15 protein-coding genes and 1 pseudogene are annotated in these 17,419 nt (G+C 41.4%); 8 read left to right on the top strand and 8 right to left on the bottom strand.

The window, feature by feature from the left end:
• Positions 1 to 10: 10 nt before the first annotated feature.
• The 4 genes from BUQ89_RS10720 to BUQ89_RS10705 all read right to left on the bottom strand — a co-directional run bounded on the left by BUQ89_RS10720 (position 11) and on the right by BUQ89_RS10705 (position 6,313).
• A complete protein-coding gene (locus BUQ89_RS10720) occupies positions 11 to 1,492 on the bottom strand; it encodes a hypothetical protein (protein ID WP_074202601.1) in 1,482 nt (493 codons plus the stop codon).
• 259 nt (positions 1,493 to 1,751) lie between these two features.
• Complete coding sequence (locus tag BUQ89_RS10715) at positions 1,752 to 2,414, bottom strand: response regulator (protein ID WP_028462543.1); 663 nt, start codon at positions 2,412 to 2,414, stop codon at positions 1,752 to 1,754.
• Entirely contained in the window at positions 2,404 to 3,624 is a 1,221-nt protein-coding gene (locus tag BUQ89_RS10710) for an ATP-binding protein (protein WP_051537778.1), read from the bottom strand. Before BUQ89_RS10710 ends, BUQ89_RS10715 begins: the two co-directional genes overlap by 11 nt.
• A 190-nt stretch (positions 3,625 to 3,814) precedes the next feature.
• Positions 3,815 to 6,313 carry a CheR family methyltransferase gene (locus BUQ89_RS10705; RefSeq protein ID WP_028462542.1) on the bottom strand — a complete coding sequence of 833 codons (2,499 nt, stop codon included), beginning with the start codon at positions 6,311 to 6,313 and terminating at the stop codon, positions 3,815 to 3,817.
• A gap of 322 nt (positions 6,314 to 6,635) precedes the next feature.
• Between BUQ89_RS10705 and BUQ89_RS10700 the strand changes: the two genes are divergently transcribed.
• Positions 6,636 to 9,023, top strand: a complete 2,388-nt coding sequence (locus tag BUQ89_RS10700; protein ID WP_083399547.1) for a DNA internalization-related competence protein ComEC/Rec2 — start codon at positions 6,636 to 6,638, stop codon at positions 9,021 to 9,023.
• Between the two features lie 100 nt (positions 9,024 to 9,123).
• Here the strand turns inward: BUQ89_RS10700 and BUQ89_RS10695 are convergent, their stop codons facing one another.
• Positions 9,124 to 10,551, bottom strand: coding sequence for a sensor histidine kinase (locus BUQ89_RS10695; protein ID WP_036574254.1), 1,428 nt, complete (start codon positions 10,549 to 10,551; stop codon positions 9,124 to 9,126).
• Positions 10,552 to 10,562: 11 nt separating this feature from the next.
• A complete protein-coding gene (locus tag BUQ89_RS10690; RefSeq protein WP_036574251.1) occupies positions 10,563 to 10,973 on the bottom strand; it encodes a response regulator in 411 nt (136 codons plus the stop codon).
• 390 nt (positions 10,974 to 11,363) lie between these two features.
• Here BUQ89_RS10690 and BUQ89_RS13990 point away from each other — a divergent pair, with 390 nt between their 5' ends.
• From BUQ89_RS13990 to BUQ89_RS10680, 3 genes are all read left to right on the top strand, one after another.
• Positions 11,364 to 11,531, top strand: coding sequence for a hypothetical protein (locus tag BUQ89_RS13990; RefSeq protein ID WP_218612791.1), 168 nt, complete (start codon positions 11,364 to 11,366; stop codon positions 11,529 to 11,531).
• The gene (locus tag BUQ89_RS10685; RefSeq protein WP_245813000.1) at positions 11,528 to 12,175 is read left to right on the top strand and encodes a L,D-transpeptidase; all 648 of its coding nucleotides are present in this window, start codon (positions 11,528 to 11,530) and stop codon (positions 12,173 to 12,175) included. Before BUQ89_RS13990 ends, BUQ89_RS10685 begins: the two co-directional genes overlap by 4 nt.
• A gap of 162 nt (positions 12,176 to 12,337) precedes the next feature.
• Positions 12,338 to 12,658 carry an Lpp/OprI family alanine-zipper lipoprotein gene (locus BUQ89_RS10680; protein ID WP_051537776.1) on the top strand — a complete coding sequence of 107 codons (321 nt, stop codon included), beginning with the start codon at positions 12,338 to 12,340 and terminating at the stop codon, positions 12,656 to 12,658.
• A gap of 103 nt (positions 12,659 to 12,761) precedes the next feature.
• On the opposite strand, the gene tnpA is transcribed toward BUQ89_RS10680, so the two are convergent.
• Entirely contained in the window at positions 12,762 to 13,178 is a 417-nt protein-coding gene (tnpA, locus tag BUQ89_RS10675; protein ID WP_074202599.1) for an IS200/IS605 family transposase, read from the bottom strand.
• A gap of 30 nt (positions 13,179 to 13,208) precedes the next feature.
• Between tnpA and BUQ89_RS13985 the strand changes: the two genes are divergently transcribed.
• Together BUQ89_RS13985 and BUQ89_RS10670 are read left to right on the top strand one after the other, a co-directional pair.
• On the top strand, positions 13,209 to 13,388 hold the full coding sequence (locus BUQ89_RS13985) for a helix-turn-helix domain-containing protein (RefSeq protein WP_218612790.1): 180 nt from the start codon (positions 13,209 to 13,211) through the stop codon (positions 13,386 to 13,388).
• 15 nt (positions 13,389 to 13,403) lie between these two features.
• Positions 13,404 to 14,441, top strand: a pseudogene (locus BUQ89_RS10670) (RNA-guided endonuclease InsQ/TnpB family protein); the annotation flags it as partial.
• A 48-nt stretch (positions 14,442 to 14,489) separates the two neighbouring features.
• Here BUQ89_RS10670 and BUQ89_RS10665 read toward each other — a convergent pair.
• Positions 14,490 to 15,446 carry a L,D-transpeptidase family protein gene (locus BUQ89_RS10665; RefSeq protein ID WP_028461011.1) on the bottom strand — a complete coding sequence of 319 codons (957 nt, stop codon included), beginning with the start codon at positions 15,444 to 15,446 and terminating at the stop codon, positions 14,490 to 14,492.
• Positions 15,447 to 15,957: 511 nt separating this feature from the next.
• Between BUQ89_RS10665 and BUQ89_RS10660 the strand changes: the two genes are divergently transcribed.
• Both BUQ89_RS10660 and BUQ89_RS10655 read left to right on the top strand, forming a co-directional pair.
• The gene (locus tag BUQ89_RS10660) at positions 15,958 to 16,767 is read left to right on the top strand and encodes a DUF2914 domain-containing protein (protein ID WP_028461010.1); all 810 of its coding nucleotides are present in this window, start codon (positions 15,958 to 15,960) and stop codon (positions 16,765 to 16,767) included.
• A 76-nt stretch (positions 16,768 to 16,843) separates the two neighbouring features.
• The gene (locus BUQ89_RS10655) at positions 16,844 to 17,392 is read left to right on the top strand and encodes an NUDIX hydrolase (protein WP_028461009.1); all 549 of its coding nucleotides are present in this window, start codon (positions 16,844 to 16,846) and stop codon (positions 17,390 to 17,392) included.
• The last annotated feature ends 27 nt before the right edge of the window (positions 17,393 to 17,419 follow it).

The following is a 17,419-nucleotide window of genomic DNA, read 5'->3' as shown; positions in this document are numbered from 1 at the left end:
TGCTGAGAGATTAGGGTGCAACGCCGCCGCCACTAGAATTAACGTTTACGTTACCCTGGAAAGAAACTTGTTGTTGAGCCAGAGCACTGGCACCATTGTTTTGAACGCTTTGGTTAATACCTGCTGAACCATTAAAGGAATCCGTAACGGTATTGCTAGCGGTTAATGTGGCGTTACCCATACCATCTGAGGTTATGCTTGCCTCGGTACCTGCGCCGGTTACTGAGCCACTCAGCGATGAATTGTTAACCGAATAACTGGCTGTTGCATCTCCATTTTTTGTTGCTGCAGATCCTATGCCGCTTGCCATTGTCTGGCTGTTATCGCTGTTGTTGGTATTATCAACGGTTGCGGTGCTGCCGTTGTTAGCTGCCGCTGAATTCTCCGCACTGGCACCTGCAAAGCTGTTGTCGCTGTTATCACTGTTGTCAACTGTTGCGGTGCTGCCGTTATTGGCCGCCGCTGCGCCCTGTGCATTTGCATTTGCGAGGCTGTTATCGCTGAGATCACTATTATTAACCGTTGACGTGCTGCCGTTGTTGGCTGCAGCTGAACCGTTTCCGTCTGCGTTGGCGATACTGTTATCTGAACGATCTGAATAAGCAGTACTGCCATTATTAGCGGCAGCATCCGTTGCGCTGGCTGAGCTGTTGTCGCTGTGGTTATCAGTCACCGAAGCAACACTATTGTCGCTGTTATTACTGTTGTCGCTGTTATTGCTGTTGTCGCTATTATTGCTGTTGTCGCTGTTATTGCTGTTGTCACTGTGGTTATCAGTCACAGAAGCGACACTATTATCGCTGTTATTGCTATTGTCGCTGTTGTTGCTTTGGTCGCTATTATTACTGTTATCGCTGTTATTACTGTTATCACTGTGGTTATCAGTGGCGGAAGCAACGCTGTTATTGCTGCTATTACTGTTGTCGCTGTTATTACTTTGATCGCTGTTATTGCTGTTGTCGCTGTTATTATCAACGGCGGAGGCAACACTGTTATTGCTGCTATTGCTGTTGTCGCTGTTGTTGCTTTGGTCGCTGTTGTTGCTGTTGTCGCTGTTATTGCTGTTATCGCTGTTATTATCAGCAACGGAGGCAACACTGTTATTGCTGTTGTCGCTGTTGTCGCTGTTGTTGCTTTGGTCACTGTTGTTGCTGTTGTCGCTGTTATTGCTGTTATCGCTGTTATTATCAGCAACGGAAGCGACGCTGTTATTACTGTTGTCGCTGTTGTCGCTGTTGTTGCTTTGGTCGCTGTTGTTGCTGTTGTCGCTATGATTATCGGTTGTCGTCATTTGACTATTATTGGTATTATCACTTGCCTCCGAGGTCTCATTGGCCGCTATGCCCGCACCACTTTGATTGCTTTCAGCGATTGCCTGCTGATCATTAGCTTCTGTAGTAGCTGTATTAGTCGGGTTTGCCCAAGCACTGCCTGTGGCACCGAAGGCAAGAATGATGCTTGCCACTAGGATTTTTTTGTCGAATTGATTCATTTTTTTCCTCTTAATCAAGAAGTTAAATAGACAAGCTACCGCCAAACCATTATCTAGGTTGGGCTATATAGATTCTGGTGCAGGGAGGATTGAAAGGAAATAAGCGAATAGCTTATTCCTGGCTAGGGAAATTCCTTAAAAGGAATAGGATTGATACAGCGCTGTGTGAATTTACAGAACGGGCAATTTCTTTAAGAAATATTAAGAATATAGCGGTTTAAAGAGTGTGGGATAGTTTTTCTATTAGATGGAGGTGATGCTATACCTGGATAATGTCACAATTAATGGCTAGACGAACAAGCTGAGATGAATTATTTAATTTTAGCTTTTTCATAATATTAGTATGATGAACTCCAACAGTCTTAGGACTGATAGTGAGCGTGCCTGCAATTTGCGCACATGAATTACCTTCTGCCATCAGTTTGAAGATTTGAAATTCACGTGCAGACAGGCTATTCAATGGATCTTCGGAGGAGTTTTCCATTGTCAAGCTGATAGCGATACTAGAAGCTAATTCCGGATCAATATATTTTTGTCCCTGTTTTACTTGACGTATGGCTTGAATCATTTGTTTTGCGCCACAATGTTTAGTGAGGTAGCCGGCAGCGCCTAATTTTAATGCGCGGAGAACCAGGGTTTCATTGATATGCATACTAAATATTAAGATGCGTGCTTCCGGACTTTTTGCTCTGATGCGGCGCATGGTCTCTAAGCCATCGATACCAACCATATTGAGATCAAGAATCACTACATCAGGCTCATGTGTCTGATAGAGAATATAGCCCGTTTCGCCATCGTTGGCTTCCGCAATCACACTGATATCCATCGTGCTTTCAAGCAGGCGGCGATATCCGGTAAGTACGACAGGATGGTCATCCACCAGCATTACGGTGATGGGTTGATGGGTCGTGTTAGAAATCATCAGTTCTTCTCCTCTTGTTTAAGCGACTAAGTGGTAATCTTACATGAAGGTGTGTGCCGTGGTCCGGGGTGCTGCGCACAGTAAATTTACCACCTGCAGCAATTGTTCGTTCACGTATGCCGAGTAATCCTAGTCCTTTGGATATCTGGTCTGGACGGTAACCTTTACCGTTGTCCTCCACATATAGTAATAGATTGTTATCTATGGAAGTTTTGTTCGATCGACGACTCAGTAGTACCTTGGCCTGACTGGCTTGGGCATGCTTGTAGATATTATTGAGTGCCTCCTGAATGATGCGGAATACAGTAATATTAATTTGTTCACCGAGTCTATTCAGGTCTCCTTGTAGTTTAAATTCGAGAGCGATATGGGGATGATGTGCATGCCAATGTTTTCTTAGATCAAGTAATGCATCGACCAGTCCAAGCGAGTCAAGTAATGCGGGACGTAACTGATGCAGCATACTGTGAATGATTTCATGCATTTTTCTAGCGCACTCGCTGATAGCTTGTGCGCTGGTATGGATGGGGCCTTTTTCGCGAGATTGATTAAGAATTGCCTCAGCTTCTGCATAAATGGCAGTCAGCCATTGACCTAGCTCATCATGTAATTCGCGCGCGAGGAGACGGCGTTCTTCTTCCTGAATCTTAAATAGATTCTGCATGAGCCGACGATTTTCCTGTAATAGTTCGTGATTGCGATTGGTTGTTTCTTTGAGTTGATTGATGTCGGTCATAATTGTGCGACAGGTCTTGGTGCCTGGCACCATTATACTTTCCAGACGGACATGTTTGATTGTATTGGGAAACTTTTGAGCGTTATTAGCTCTCAGTTCGATAATGGTATTGCTGGGGGAATTAAAAATCTGCTGAAGATAATGAAAGAATATGTGACTGTCGCTCTGAACAATATAGGCTGTTAATGGTTCTCCCACAATGGATGCACGCTTTTCACCAAGCATGGCAGATCCAGTCAGATTGATTTCCAAGACGCGCCCGGTTTTGTCTAATGTCAGATAGCCTACGGGAGAAAAATCATAAAGATCTGACAATCGGTCACGGGTTGTTTCTAATTGTTGTTGTGCTGCTTTAAGTTCGCGGTTTTGTATCTCTAGCTCTATCTGACGGATTTGTAACTCGGCGAGCAGTTCCACTTTGCTGCGAATTTCGCTGTCATCCGATCTTCTATTATTGTTATGTCTGTGAATCATGTCACCTCCCTTATGGTAATAGCGATGGTGGATGGATGATCTATTTTATTGAATAATATAGTCATGGTTTTTCCAGTGCTGGAGAGGAGGGTCGTTCTTGACATGGCACTGGATCTGCCGAAACAAAGTTTTTTTATGCTGTAATTACCTAAATGGCCTGTACTCCGATATTTGTTTGTTTCATCTAGAGTCATGGTTGAGTCTTTTTAAGATTGTCTATATTAATAGATATCATGACATCATTAGTATCGCCTGACCGTATCTTGTAGGGGCATAAGTGAAAATTGTACCATCGTCCGCTGTGATTTTGCGTCTGAAAGGATTGTGGCAGGCCGGTTTTAAAGACCTGCTTTATTCTGTTTTTTAGAATGGAAGTATTGATATGGATGTGAATACTGCAAATGGATCGCCCAATATCAGTATCAGCTAGATGCAACAGCTGTTTTGCGGCAGGGGTAAAATATTTAACACATAAATTCTCATGCAAGATTACGATTGCGGTGTCAATACTGGTTAGCAAGCTAATTAAGTTATTATGAATCCTGTTTGATTCGCAACTATAGCCTGCATATTCCTGAGTTATTATCATTAATTCTTCGTTGGCACATTGCAACTCTTGATTACATTTTTCCTGTTTCTTAATGATAAATTGCCTGTTCCGTTGTTTGATAAGCCATTTATGTTGGTTGTCCTGGAGGTGTCGATTCTTGGTGTCTATTCTGTTTTTTTCTACTTGGGATTGGATCGGTGAAATAGAAATTTCATAGTCGGACTCAAATAATACCAGATAAGCAGATGTGGTCATTATTTGACTAATGAGAGGAATGACTTGCAGATTTAAATAGTTATCATCATTATTATGACGTATGCGTATTCCTTCTCTGCGTACATTGCAGTGTTTCCTGATCGCCTGATGCACCGCCATGCGCAGATCCGGTATAATTTCCTGATGTGCTACTTCGAATAGATGGTGATGAATATTGTCTTTAGATGAATCGATATAAGGACTGCTTTGGCCATGAAAATAAAGTATCTGTAAGTTCTGATCAATAATGACACCTGATGGGCCGTACTGATCCAGAATTAGATTCTCGGCCGCTCGTTGAATGCTGGTAGCTGCAGGGGCCATCGAATGAGGAGTGGAAAGCGTCCGTGGTGTGTAAGCCATGGTTGGGAAATCAAAACCTGATTGACTTTCCAGAGATTTGCGAATATAGATCTTATTCTTTTTGTTGATCAGAAAGAAAAGTTTACTCTCACTGTCAATAGCTTCCGGCATCCCCAGCATAAGAAAACAATTTGGTTTCAAGGCATAATGAAACGCCTGCAGGATCTTTTTTTTAATTGTTATATCTAGATAAATTAGTAGGTTGCGACAACAAATCAGATCAAAATAGGAGCAGGGTGGATCTGTGGCAACATTTTGTACCGCAAAAGTACAGATGTCACGAATAGACTTGCAGATTTGATAGCCAGACGTTGTTTTGATAAAAAAGCGCTGTAACCGTTCTGATCCGATATGTTTGCATATGCTCTGCGGATAGATTCCCTGGCGGGCTTTGTCAATTGCCTGCTTATCAATATCAGACGCAAAAACCTGAATATGATTTGTATTAACCTGATCATCCAGAAATTCAAATAACGCAATTGCAACCGAATAAGCCTCCTCGCCAGTGGAGCAGGCTGGTATCCAGACGCACAATCTCCGCTTGCTGGAATTTTCTTGCATGAGGTGAGGAAAGACTTCATTTTTGAGTGTTTCAAAGTTCTCAGCGCCACGGAAAAAGCCGTTGAGATTAATCATTATATCCTGAGACAATGCATCCAATTCTTCTGGATGAGCCTGTAGAAACCTCGCATAACTCTTCGTTTTATCCAACTGTTGTAGCACCATGCGCCGTCTGATACGCTGCCAGATAGCCTTATGTTCATAATAAGTGAAATCAATGTTGGTATGTGTGTATAACAAAATCAGAATTTTGGTGATATCGTAGCTATCCATGCCCGATATTTTTTTATTAGCATCAGGTGGCTCTTGACATAAGTAAGGGTGGTGTGCGATTTGTGCCAATTTTTGAGCAATTTCTTCTGGCGATAAAACAAAGTCGACATGGCCAGCGGCGATCACGCTATGTGGAATATCGTCATATTCGGCAGAATCTTCGCTTTGAGCAAATGTAATCCCACCAACGGTTTTAATAGCCTGTATGCCGAATGTGCCGTCTGAAGAAGTACCTGAGAGGATGATCCCAATTGCAGTGTTTTGTTGATCTTGCGCCAAGCTGTGTAGAAAATCATCAATCGGTAGATACATGCTACGTATATTCGGACGGGATATAAGATGGAGTGCGCCCTGTACCAGTATCAGGCTATGATTGGGTGGCATGATATAAATGTGATTGGGTTTGACCCGTATCGTTTTATGTACTTCAATGATTGGTATGGGCGTTACGCATGTTATCAGCTCGGGGAGTAGGCTGATATAGTTGGAATCCAGGTGCTGTATTAGCACAAAGGCCATTCCCGTATCTGTGGGTAATATCTTGAATAATTTGATGAATGCGCGTAACCCGCCGGAAAAAGCTCCAATGCCTACAATCGGGAATATATCGCCTGCCTGTTTCTCTGGCATTTTGTTGACGCTATGTTGTGTGGCAGTAGAAGGGGAAGAGATTGACTTTTCAATCATGTGCAAAGTCCCTTTAAGTTTTCTGGGAAAAGAATGTGCACGAACCATATTGAGCTAACATAAATTATGGTGCTTCAAGTTTAAATCCAGTAACTAGATAACAAATTTATGTGCAGGGTAGTGTACACCTTATCGAACAGATAATAAAAACTGGATTTCGGATTTATTACGAATGAGAGTAATGTGGTATACGTTATTAAATGACTGTTCCGTATTGTTGTGTTGTACTCTGTATCTCAGAAAACGTGCAGGTTACTTTGCTTGAAGGTGTTACAGCAAGGGCCTGTGAGTCTGTGTTTGCTCAGTGGAGGAATGTGGGTAATTGTCCATTCAGGTGAGTATTTTCATCTTTGCTTTTGGCGCAGGCTGGTTGCAGCGACAGGCGGTATTGCCGGAAAACTTCTGGGCCTGGACGTTAATCTTAATGGCGATAGGTTTACGGATACCGTGGAGTTCCCAAGTAGTTCTCTCTGTTGCTGCTAAGAAGATTTTATGGGGTATATTTTTTTTCAGTGCAGGATTCTTCTGGGCAGCCATATTTGCGCAATGGCGTTTAACTGATTCGCTGCCATATGAGTGGGAAAGTCGTGATATCCAGCTAATAGGTATCGTGGCGAGCTTACCGCAGAGCAATAATCGTAATTTAAGATTCTTATTTGATGTTGAGGAGGTGTTAACGGCAGGGGCTCATGTTCCCGAACATATTTCACTTGCCTGGTACAAAACGCGTCATCAACATCATGAAGTAGGTGAAGTTACCTTACCTCAAGTCAAGGCAGGAGAGCGCTGGCAGATAACGGTACGTTTGAAACGCCCGTTTAGTCATGCTAATCCGCATGGCTTTGATTTTGAGGCATGGGCGTTGGAACGCAATATTCGGGCCACGGGCTATGTTCGATCATCCGATCATAATCTACGTCTGGATAAGATAGTGAATCATCCAGCCTATTGGATAGAGCGTATACGTCAGGAAATTCGTGATCGTTTTACTCGAATCTTATCTGGTGAGGCATATGCCGGTGTCTTGATCACGCTGGCAACAGGTGATCAACGTGCTATCACGCGGGAGCAGTGGCAAATATTTTCACGTACAGGCACCAATCATCTTGTAGCGATTTCTGGGCTCCATATTACGATGGTTTCAAGCATGGTATTTGCATTGGTTTATCGACTATGGTGTTGGAGCCCCTATCTACTATTGCGTGTACCGGCACGTAGGATTGCTGTTATTGCAGGATTGGTAGTAGCACTGGGTTATACATTTCTTTCTGGTTTTTCGATTCCTGCACAACGTGCGTTTTGTATGCTTGCGGTTGTGGCGGTTGCGTTATGGAGAGGGCGTATTACCTCGGCGACAACTGTGCTCACATGGGCTTTATTATGGGTAATCCTGCTAGATCCTTGGGCAGTATGTTCACCCGGTTTCTGGCTTTCATTTGGTGCAATAGCCATGATCATGCTGGTAACAGTTGGACGTATTGGTTCAATACATTGGCTACTTGAATGGGTGCGGGTACAGTGGGCGATTACACTGGGTCTGATGCCATTATTACTGGGAATGTTCCAGCAAGTATCGCTGGTGTCACCGATAGCTAATGCGATCGCGATTCCCTTGGTTAGTCTGGCGGTGGTACCGTTAACATTATTAGCAACGATACCCATGCTTGATTTCTTATTATTGCCCGCACACGGAATACTGAGTGGCGGCATGCAGATATTGCAAGGGCTGAGTAATGCGCCTTATGCTGTTTGGCAGCAACATGCTCCGCCAACGTGGACCATAATGGCGGGAGTAACTGGTGTCATTTGGATTTTGTTACCAGGTAGTTCAGGACTGGGTTTTTTCTCAGGTTTTCCAGCACGCTGGCTGGGAATAGTGGCCCTGCTGCCGATGTTTCTGATACCACCATCTAAACCGGCAAAGGGAGAACTGTGGCTGACTGTATTAGATGTCGGTCAGGGCTTGGCCGTTGTCGCACGTACTAAGAATTATACGCTTTTGTTCGATAGCGGGCCTGGCTTTGGTGAAACCGATAGCGGTCACCGTATTGTTGTGCCATTTTTACGAGGGGAGGGTATCAAACAGCTTGATACGATAATTGTGTCGCATGCTGATTCAGACCATAGCGGTGGAGCCTTGTCAATTCTGGATTCAATACCGACATTACGATTGATATCATCGCTGAATACGGATCATCCGATACAACAACGATTCTCTACCAATAGACATCCTTGTCATACAGATATTTCATGGGAATGGGATGGCGTACTGTTTGAATCGTTACATCCTCTGATACAGGATTATCGGAATCCTAAGCGTAATACCAATGAATCTAGTTGTGTATTAAAAATCAGTACGCGCCATGGCAGTATATTGCTGCCAGCTGATATTGGCAGGCAGTCCGAACAGGCGCTGCTGGATCGTGGAAGGAATGTGCTGCCATCAACAGTATTAATCGCGCCGCATCATGGCAGCAAAACTTCTTCAAGTGAAGCATTTATACGTCAGGTTAATCCTGAGCTCACTATTTTTACCGTTGGTTATCGAAATCGTTTTAGACATCCTGATAAAGCAGTGGCAGAACGTTATCGCCAATTAGGGAGTAAATTATTGCGTAGTGATATAGACGGAGCCGTGTCATTGCGTTTTTCAAATAATAGCATTGAGGTGGAAACCTGGCGAGCACGATATCGTCGTTATTGGCAATAATATAGTTTTGCAAAAGTCTTGGCTATAAGTTTTCAACTACTGGAGTTTTGTAAAGGTCTCCTGTTATTTGTCCTGATTAAGTAGGTTTTGCAAGGATTTCTTATATTGTATGGGGCAGTATATTTCTAAAAATAACAGTGAAAACGGTTCCTGCCCCGGGTTCGCTGGATACGCTGATCTGTAGCTTATTATTTTCTGCGGCTATTTTAACGATGGATAGCCCTACACCGCTGGATGCTTTGTTATGCATGACAGCTCTGGGTGCATAGAAATATTCATTAAAAATGTTTGGTAGGTCCTTGCTTTCAATGCCAATACCATGATCTGTTATGGTGACGGTAGCGGTATTGTTTTGTCTGTCAATGGCAGATGTGATTTCTACCGATGCGTTATCATACGAGTAGATAATCGCATTTGAAATAATATTTTCAAAAAGGATTTCCAGCTGGTCCGGAATGCCAGAAAAAATAAAATTTTTAATTGATATTAGAATACTTATCTGCTTGGCGTTAGCAACGGGTGTTAGTTTATCAAGACATTTATGAATCGTTGTTTCAATATTAATTTGCTTGAAGGTCGCCGTATTTAAGCAGGTTGTTTTTAATCGTTCAAGTTTGAGTAAATCTAGAATTAAATTCGACATGCCCTGGGCACGGATATTCATTTTTTGTAGTGCATCTTCTATTTCAGGTGAGAATTCGCCGCAATAGCCTCCATTGATTAAATTAATTTTGCTACGAATGGCATCGAGTGGTGATTTTAATTGATGTGTCATTAGAATGGCATACTGGTCTTTCTCAACCTGCGTTTGGTTGATTTTTTCATGGGCATCCAGAAGATGGCGTTCATGAGTGCGTACAACGATTGCGAGGCGTGAAACGACATACCAGACGACCAAGAATAGTATGTCGAGGATGAACATCCACAGAAAGACTTTGGTTTTTTGTTGGCTTTCGACTGACATATGGGCATCAATGAGGATTGATTGTGAAACTTGCAAGAACATATCGTTCTCAATCAGCAGGACGATTGTGTACATGCAGCAAACTAAAACCGTAACAAACAGGCTTTCTATGGTGGAGAAGAAAATGCAGGCCAGTACTATGTGTAGTACATAGAAAAAAGAGGCTGGTGTTGCGACGCTGCCAACATAATGTACTACGATCGATAAACATAGCAGATCAATAATAATCTGTATCCAGATATTTATCGATGGAGAGTTATATTTGGTATGCTCATAGTAATCGAGCGCGAAAATATAAGCAAAATTTGCAACGCTCAATATCAGCGTAATAGCAATTGGCCAATTTTGCTGCTGTGTGATACCAAATTGTGTCAGCGTGTTTGAAGCAAGTATGGTGAGTATTTGAAAGAAAATGAGCGCACCAATGACGACCCATCGGAAAATGATGAACCAGCGTATGTTGCTGATTAGAATTTCATCACTGAGTTTTAGCTCATTATTACCTGATCTTGGTATAGTATATTGATTTTTAAGTTTATTCCATGAAAATTCGGCGAATGCCATGATTGTGTTCTTTAGGAAGGACTGGCTATGGTTTCAGTATCATTGAGCCGACTACGAATAATTGACAGGAGACTGATTGGTTCAACAGGCTTCTCAATTACGCATACCCATTCCGAAGATTTGCCTTCAAAATAGGGTCTGATCATATCACCGAGGGAAGTGAGGAATATGGTATTAATACCTGGAAAACGTTTATGAAGGTGAACATAAGCGTTCAAACCTGCATCCATGGATTCGACCATGACGTCTAGAATTGCCAGATTTGGAAGGTTACTGATGTCTGAATTCTCAAGGGAGTCGATGAAATCGGCCATTGTCTGATAGCTGTCAATTTTATATCCATTCGCACTTAAAATATGTCCGACTGTGTCTCGAATATCTGGATCATCATCGACATGTGCGATTCTAACTTTTTGTGGCATGTGAATCTCCTTAATTGGTCAAATTCGAGAATCAAAAGTAAACTGATTGATTAACAGGTCACCCTTAATACTTTAAAGATTCCTCGCCTGCTAATTTTTATAAGACGAGTCAATGCATAATCTAATTGACTAGAATAATGAATAAATTTTTGGATCTATCTTTTTAGTTTCAAACTATCAGGAAGAAATACTACACCCTGGTATTTATTATGAGCAAGTAGTTTCTAATGTCATCGTAGGATTCCGAAACATTTTCTGAAGACCATGGACTCGGGATAACATGTATATAATCGCAACAGAATTCTATTAGATGATCGGTGTGATGTGAGCTTACTTCACGTACAATGGGCATAACATATTTCTTTGCTGGATCAGTGATAGAGTTATTGATTGGTTGTTCCTGTTTTAAACGACATAGTGGGTTTGATCGATCTTCAGCTGATTGAATTTTTAGTCATTGATTTTGATTCTAAGCGTCGTATTCTCAATATTGAAGTATTAAAAGAGATTGATAATGATAAATTATTTGACTATTCAAGTGAGTATAGACTAACTTGAATACGTGTAGGGAAGAAATTATTTGGAGCTTTTCTGTCGAACGATCAAACTCTAATGATTCTTTTGTTGAATTAAACGTGTTAGGAAGACGATTAATTATCAGGTTTCTAATGCTAGCCGGATTTATTGTTTCGTTATTGAGTAGTTCGCCTGTTCTGGCTGATGATATTTGGGTTGATGTGGATACAACAGAACATGTGTTATTGGTAATGAGGGGAAATACGGTGCAGGATACTTTTGATAATATCGCTATTGGGCGTTTTGGAACAACCTATTTTAAAATGAGAAATGACGACAAAACCCCGCTGGGTCGATTTAGAATCGGGTGGGTAAATAACGCAAGTCGCTATTATCGATTCTTTGGCCTGGATTATCCAAATCATGAAACGGCTAAGCGTGCTTTGGATGAGAATAGAATTACAGTGGAGACTTGGCAGTCTATTCTGCAAGCCATCAAAATGGAAAAGACACCGCCTCAGGATACCCCATTGGGAGGTTATATTGGTATTCATGGTATTGGCAGAGGCGAACGTGAGATCCATGATCAGTATAATTGGACCAATGGGTGTATTGCGTTGACTAATGAGCAAATTGATCGTTTGAGTCGATGGATTAAGCCAGGTACCATGGTCAAAATCCGGTAATTGGGCCATTCTGAAATGTTAATGGAAGCCATTTATTTTGCAGGAAAAATCAGCTAATATTCGATGCTGTTACTGATACAGGAAATATGAAATATCGGTAGCTAGTAGCGGTGATATTAGACATTTATGAATCATGAATAAATAAAAGCTGAGGAGATCGGAATGGAAGGAAAAATAAGAAATAAAGTACATTTACTAATGTTGGCAGCTGCAACAGGTTCGTTTATCGGTTTATCAGGCTGTGCATCAACAGGACAGTTTGAAGACCTGCAGGCACAGATTAATGCTGTTTCAGCGGATGCGAAAGCAGCGAGAACTGAGGCTGCCAATGCTAATGCTAAGGCAAATGAAGCCATGAATGCTGCCAATTCAGCTGTAAATACCGCCAATTCGGCAGCTAATACCGCGAATGAAGCAAATAGACGATCAATGGAAACAGAAACAAAAATTGATCGTATGTTTAAGAAAGCCATGCATAAATAACTTTGATTTAACAAGAAAGCCCTACGGGGCTTTTTTATTTATCAAATAGCGCGTAAAACTTCGTCCTTCAGGGCGGAGATATAAGCGCACAGGCGAAGCCTGTTTAATGCGGTCTTTGCTGTTGTTCAATATATTGCTTAATAATCGAGAGTGGTGCTCCACCACAACTACCCGCAAAATAGCTTCGACTCCAAAGCATATTACCCCAAAGCTTATTTTTAATTTCGGGATAATTCTTTTTGCGAATGAGTCGGCTTGAAACGCCTTTCAAACTATTTACCAAGTTAGAAATAGCAATTTTTGGTGGATAGTTAACTAAAAGGTGAATATGATCATGCTCACCGTTAAATTCCACCAATTCTGCTTCAAAATCCAAACACACGTTTTTAAATATTTCTTCCAAATCAATTAATACCCTTCCGGAGAAAACATCTCTACGGTATTTTGTTACAAAGACCAAATGAACATGAAGATTAAAAACACAATGTCTTCGTGTTCTTACATCGTTATTAACTTGCATAGACCAATTCCTTTTTGTATAATTATAACCATGAAGCAGATTATACGCAAAGCCTTTAAATCTCGACTCAATCCAAATTCTGACCAAGTACAGAAGATGGTTGAGTTTGCAGGTGCTAATCGGTTTGTTTGGAATAAAGCCTTAGCAATGAATCTGTTCAGATTAGAGCAGAAACAGCCATTGCTTTGGTACAACGAGTTGTCATTTTAGCTAAAGCTATGGAAATCCTCAGAAGATTATGGATTTCTAAAAACCGTTCATTCTCAACCGTTGCAACAAGCCTTAAAAAACTTAGAAAAAGCGTTCAAAGACGGTTTTGATAAAAAACAGCCTTTAAAACGGATTCCAAAATTCAAGAAAAAAGGTTTGAGTGACAGCTTTCGTTATCCACAAGGATTTAAGCTGGAGCAAGAGTCTAGCAAAGTGTTCTTGCCTAAAATCGGTTGGGTGAAATATCGTAATTCACGCCAAGTCATTGGTGACGTTAAAAATATGACGATTTCCCGTAAAGGCGGTTATTGGTACGTGTCGATTCAGACTGAGTACGAGACCGAGCTAAAGCGTCATAGCTCAACCAGTATGATTGGTGTTGATATGGGCGTTACCCGCTTTGCAACCTTGTCAGACGGCTCATACGTAGAACCTTTAAACAGTTTCAGAAAGTTATCAAAGAAACTGGCTTTTGAACAGCGTAAGCTGTCTAAAAAAGTCCGTTTCTCTGCTAACTGGAAAAAGCAGAAACAAATCATTACCCGACTGCATGAGCGTATTGCCAATGCTCGTTTAGACTTCTTACACAAAACCTCAACCGAAATCAGCAAAAATCACGCAATGGTCGTAGTTGAGAATTTAAAGATAGGAAACATGTCTAAGAGTGCCAAGGGCAGTGTTGAAAAGCATGGTAAAAACGTCAAAGCGAAATCGGGTCTAAACAAATCCATTCTTGACCAAGGATGGGGAATGTTCGTTTCGTTTTTGGAGTATAAACAGGCTTGTTCAGGCGGGGATGTATTGAAGGTAAACCCTCAATACACCTCTCAAACCTGCCCTAGATGTCAACATGTTAGTCGTGACAATCGCAAAAGCCAAAGTGCTTTTGAATGTACAGAATGTGGATTTAAAGCCAATGCCGACTTGGTAGGTGCCTTGAATGTACTTGAGCGAGGACATCGCTTGTTAGCCTGTGGAGTTGAAACGTTAGTTTCGTCTAAGAAGCAGGAACCAGTAGGCAGTAGCAATACAAACCTACTCTTAACGGCTTAATAAGTCGCTAGGAATCCCCTTCGTTTAGGAAGGGGAGGATGTCAAAAATTATTTTGAAATTAAAATGGGTAAACCACTTTTTTCGGCAATAGCCTGTTTTAGAATTTGACTATCGATTTCCACATGAATAGGGAGATGACTGCGATAATCTGTAGATTCCTGTATTAAAAAATCATTGATCGCATCCATGACTTTTTGTGTGTAATCCACAAATTGGTCTTGGTCTTCTTCTAATGGTGGATGTAGCTCAATAAAGAGTGAACTCGCTAACCAGCCTAGTTTGATAGGTTGATTCACAAGTTGTATTTGTGTGCCAACCGGAACCTGAGTAAAGAGCGTCTCTATATCTTCCGGATACATACGTACACAGCCATGTGTAACACGCATACCTACTCCAAATGGTTTATTTGTACCATGAATCAGATAACTGCCACTGGTAGTTCCAAGTCGCATAGCATATTGACCTAGTGGATTATCAGGACCTGCCGGCACAAAAGCGGGTAAGGGTGGATCTCCTCGAGCGATCGCCTCGTCTCTGAGTGATTGAGGTGGTGTCCAGGTTGGGTTTTTTTTCTTTTCGACTATCTTGGTTATTCCTAACGGCGTATTCCAGTCCATTCTACCTATGCTCACCGGATGCGTGACAATCAATGGTTTCTCGCCCTTTTTTAATTCAGGGAAATAATAGAGTCGCATTTCTGGTAGATTTAGGACTAAACCTTTACGTTTTGCTTGAGGAATGATATACCGATTTGGCAAAATAACTTCTGCACCATTAACCGGTAGCCAGCGATCTACCTTGGGATTAGCCAACAGAATTTCAATCTGACCGATACCGTGTCGGCGGGCGATATCTAATAATGTATCCTCGCTGCTTGCAGCGACAGTTCGGATCTGACCAAAAATATCGATATCAGCTGGTGGTAGCGTCCATGTTTCGGCTTGGGTGCTGTCAATAGTTGTAATGCTAAATAGAACAACAAAAAATATAATAATTCCGTGCATGAATGATGCCCTGTAAGAGAAACTGGTATTCTGAGTAATAATGGACGCTTCAATTATGAAATACTGGGAGTTTTGAATTAGAAACTAATTGATCTTTTATCATCCAGCCTGCTTCATTATTTTATAAAAATCGTTACGTTGAGAATTTTATAAAGGGTTAACGATCTATTCGTTGTGTTAAGACCACATAATTGCAGGCATAAAAGGAAAATAGTTGTAGGATATTCAGCTCTATTCTGCAGGATTAGATCTTGGTCTATACAGCTTTGGCTATCATAATATATTGTGTATTGATAGTGAATCAAATCATTGCTGCTGTCTTGTTTTTCTTGAAGCAAGGGGAATGAGGATAGATCGGATTTATTTTGGAGTATATAGTTGGCATCTGATAATTAGGAATTGAAGCAGGGTAAATGGCTATTCATCTTTGTAGCCGATCAATCTAAGATCGAGTACACCTAGATTAGAATTGTTATTTGTACACGAAGATAAGATCCAGCATATTTAAATCATGACCGATCATCAATTCAAGATTCGTATTCGAATAAGACAACCTCTTAAACCAACCAGGCCGCACTGCCTTGAGCGAGAAGCAATAACAAAAATACCTGTTGCCGGAAAAAAAATATTGTCCGGGCTATTATTGATGTGCGGTACGTTTAGCTTTATCAGCTATATGTTCTTTGATTGGGATAATGGTCAGTCCGCGTTGACTGAGACATTACCTGTAATTGGCCCTGTTATCATAACGAATGCGGATGTAACTTCTTCTGTATATTCTCAAACTAATAAGGCATCAGCCGGGGATGAAGCTAATTTCTATATAGATAGATCTATCTCTGCTCGTAATAGTGTGTTGGCACCTGAGTCTTTGGAAGAGGTAATATTCGATACTAAGATAAAGACTGAGTCTGATATTGTTATCGCAACGGATAATACAGCGATATCAGATGAAATAACAACCGCAGCAGTCGATTCTATTTCGGCAGATCGACCAGAGGTGATTAGAGCGCAGCTAACCAGTGCCATTCAAAAACGCGAACCAGTTGATATGATTAAACATATATCGTTAAACCAAAAGATAAACAAACGAATATATTTTTTTATACAATTATATGGCTTGAATGGCGAACAGGTTAATGTACGCTGGTATTATCAGGATCGGAAGGTGGCAGAAGTAGCACTTAAAGTTGGCGGTCAACAATGGCGGACCTACGCTAGTAAGCTCGTTAGTAAAACGAGGCGAGGTCAATGGCGAGTGATGCTACACAATCAATCAGGCGAGTTATTATCGCAGCGAAGCTTTATCGTTAGTAAATAACATGTTTCATAGTTGTATACGTTTTGATTGAATCTGGATAAGTGAATTTGTTGAATAACAATTTTGAGGTAATGCTATGAAATTTTGTAGTAACTGTAAGGCTACAGTTGAATTGCGTGTGCCTGAAGGCGATACATTACCCCGCTATGTATGCCTTGCGTGTAATATTATCCATTATCAAAATCCTAAAATGGTAGTGGGTTGCATCCCGGAATGGGAGGATAAGATATTACTGTGTCGTCGTGCTATTGAGCCACGTAGTGGTTGGTGGACTTTACCTGCCGGATTTATGGAAAATAACGAAACCTTAGCGGAAGCCGCAGCACGTGAAACACTGGAGGAAGCGTGCGCCAGGGTTGCTATAGGTAGTCTTTATACCATATATAGCTTGCCGCATATCAGTCAGGTATATTTATTGTTTCGTGCGCGTTTGCTGGATCTGGACTTTAAACCGGGTATTGAAAGCCTGGAGGTGGCACTTTTTGCTGAACATGAAATACCTTGGAATGAAATGGCTTTCCGGGTTATTCATGATCCTTTGAAGCGTTATTTTCAGGAGCGTAGTCGTGGAAGTATTGGTTTTCATATGGGAGTTATTGATCATCCGCATAAGGCATGTAACTAATTTTTTTCTTGAATTGGCATTCACTTT

Origin of the sequence: Nitrosomonas cryotolerans ATCC 49181 (assembly GCF_900143275.1) — a bacterium.
Lineage (GTDB): Bacteria > Pseudomonadota > Gammaproteobacteria > Burkholderiales > Nitrosomonadaceae > Nitrosomonas > Nitrosomonas cryotolerans.
This window is presented reverse-complemented; position numbering and strand designations above follow the sequence as displayed.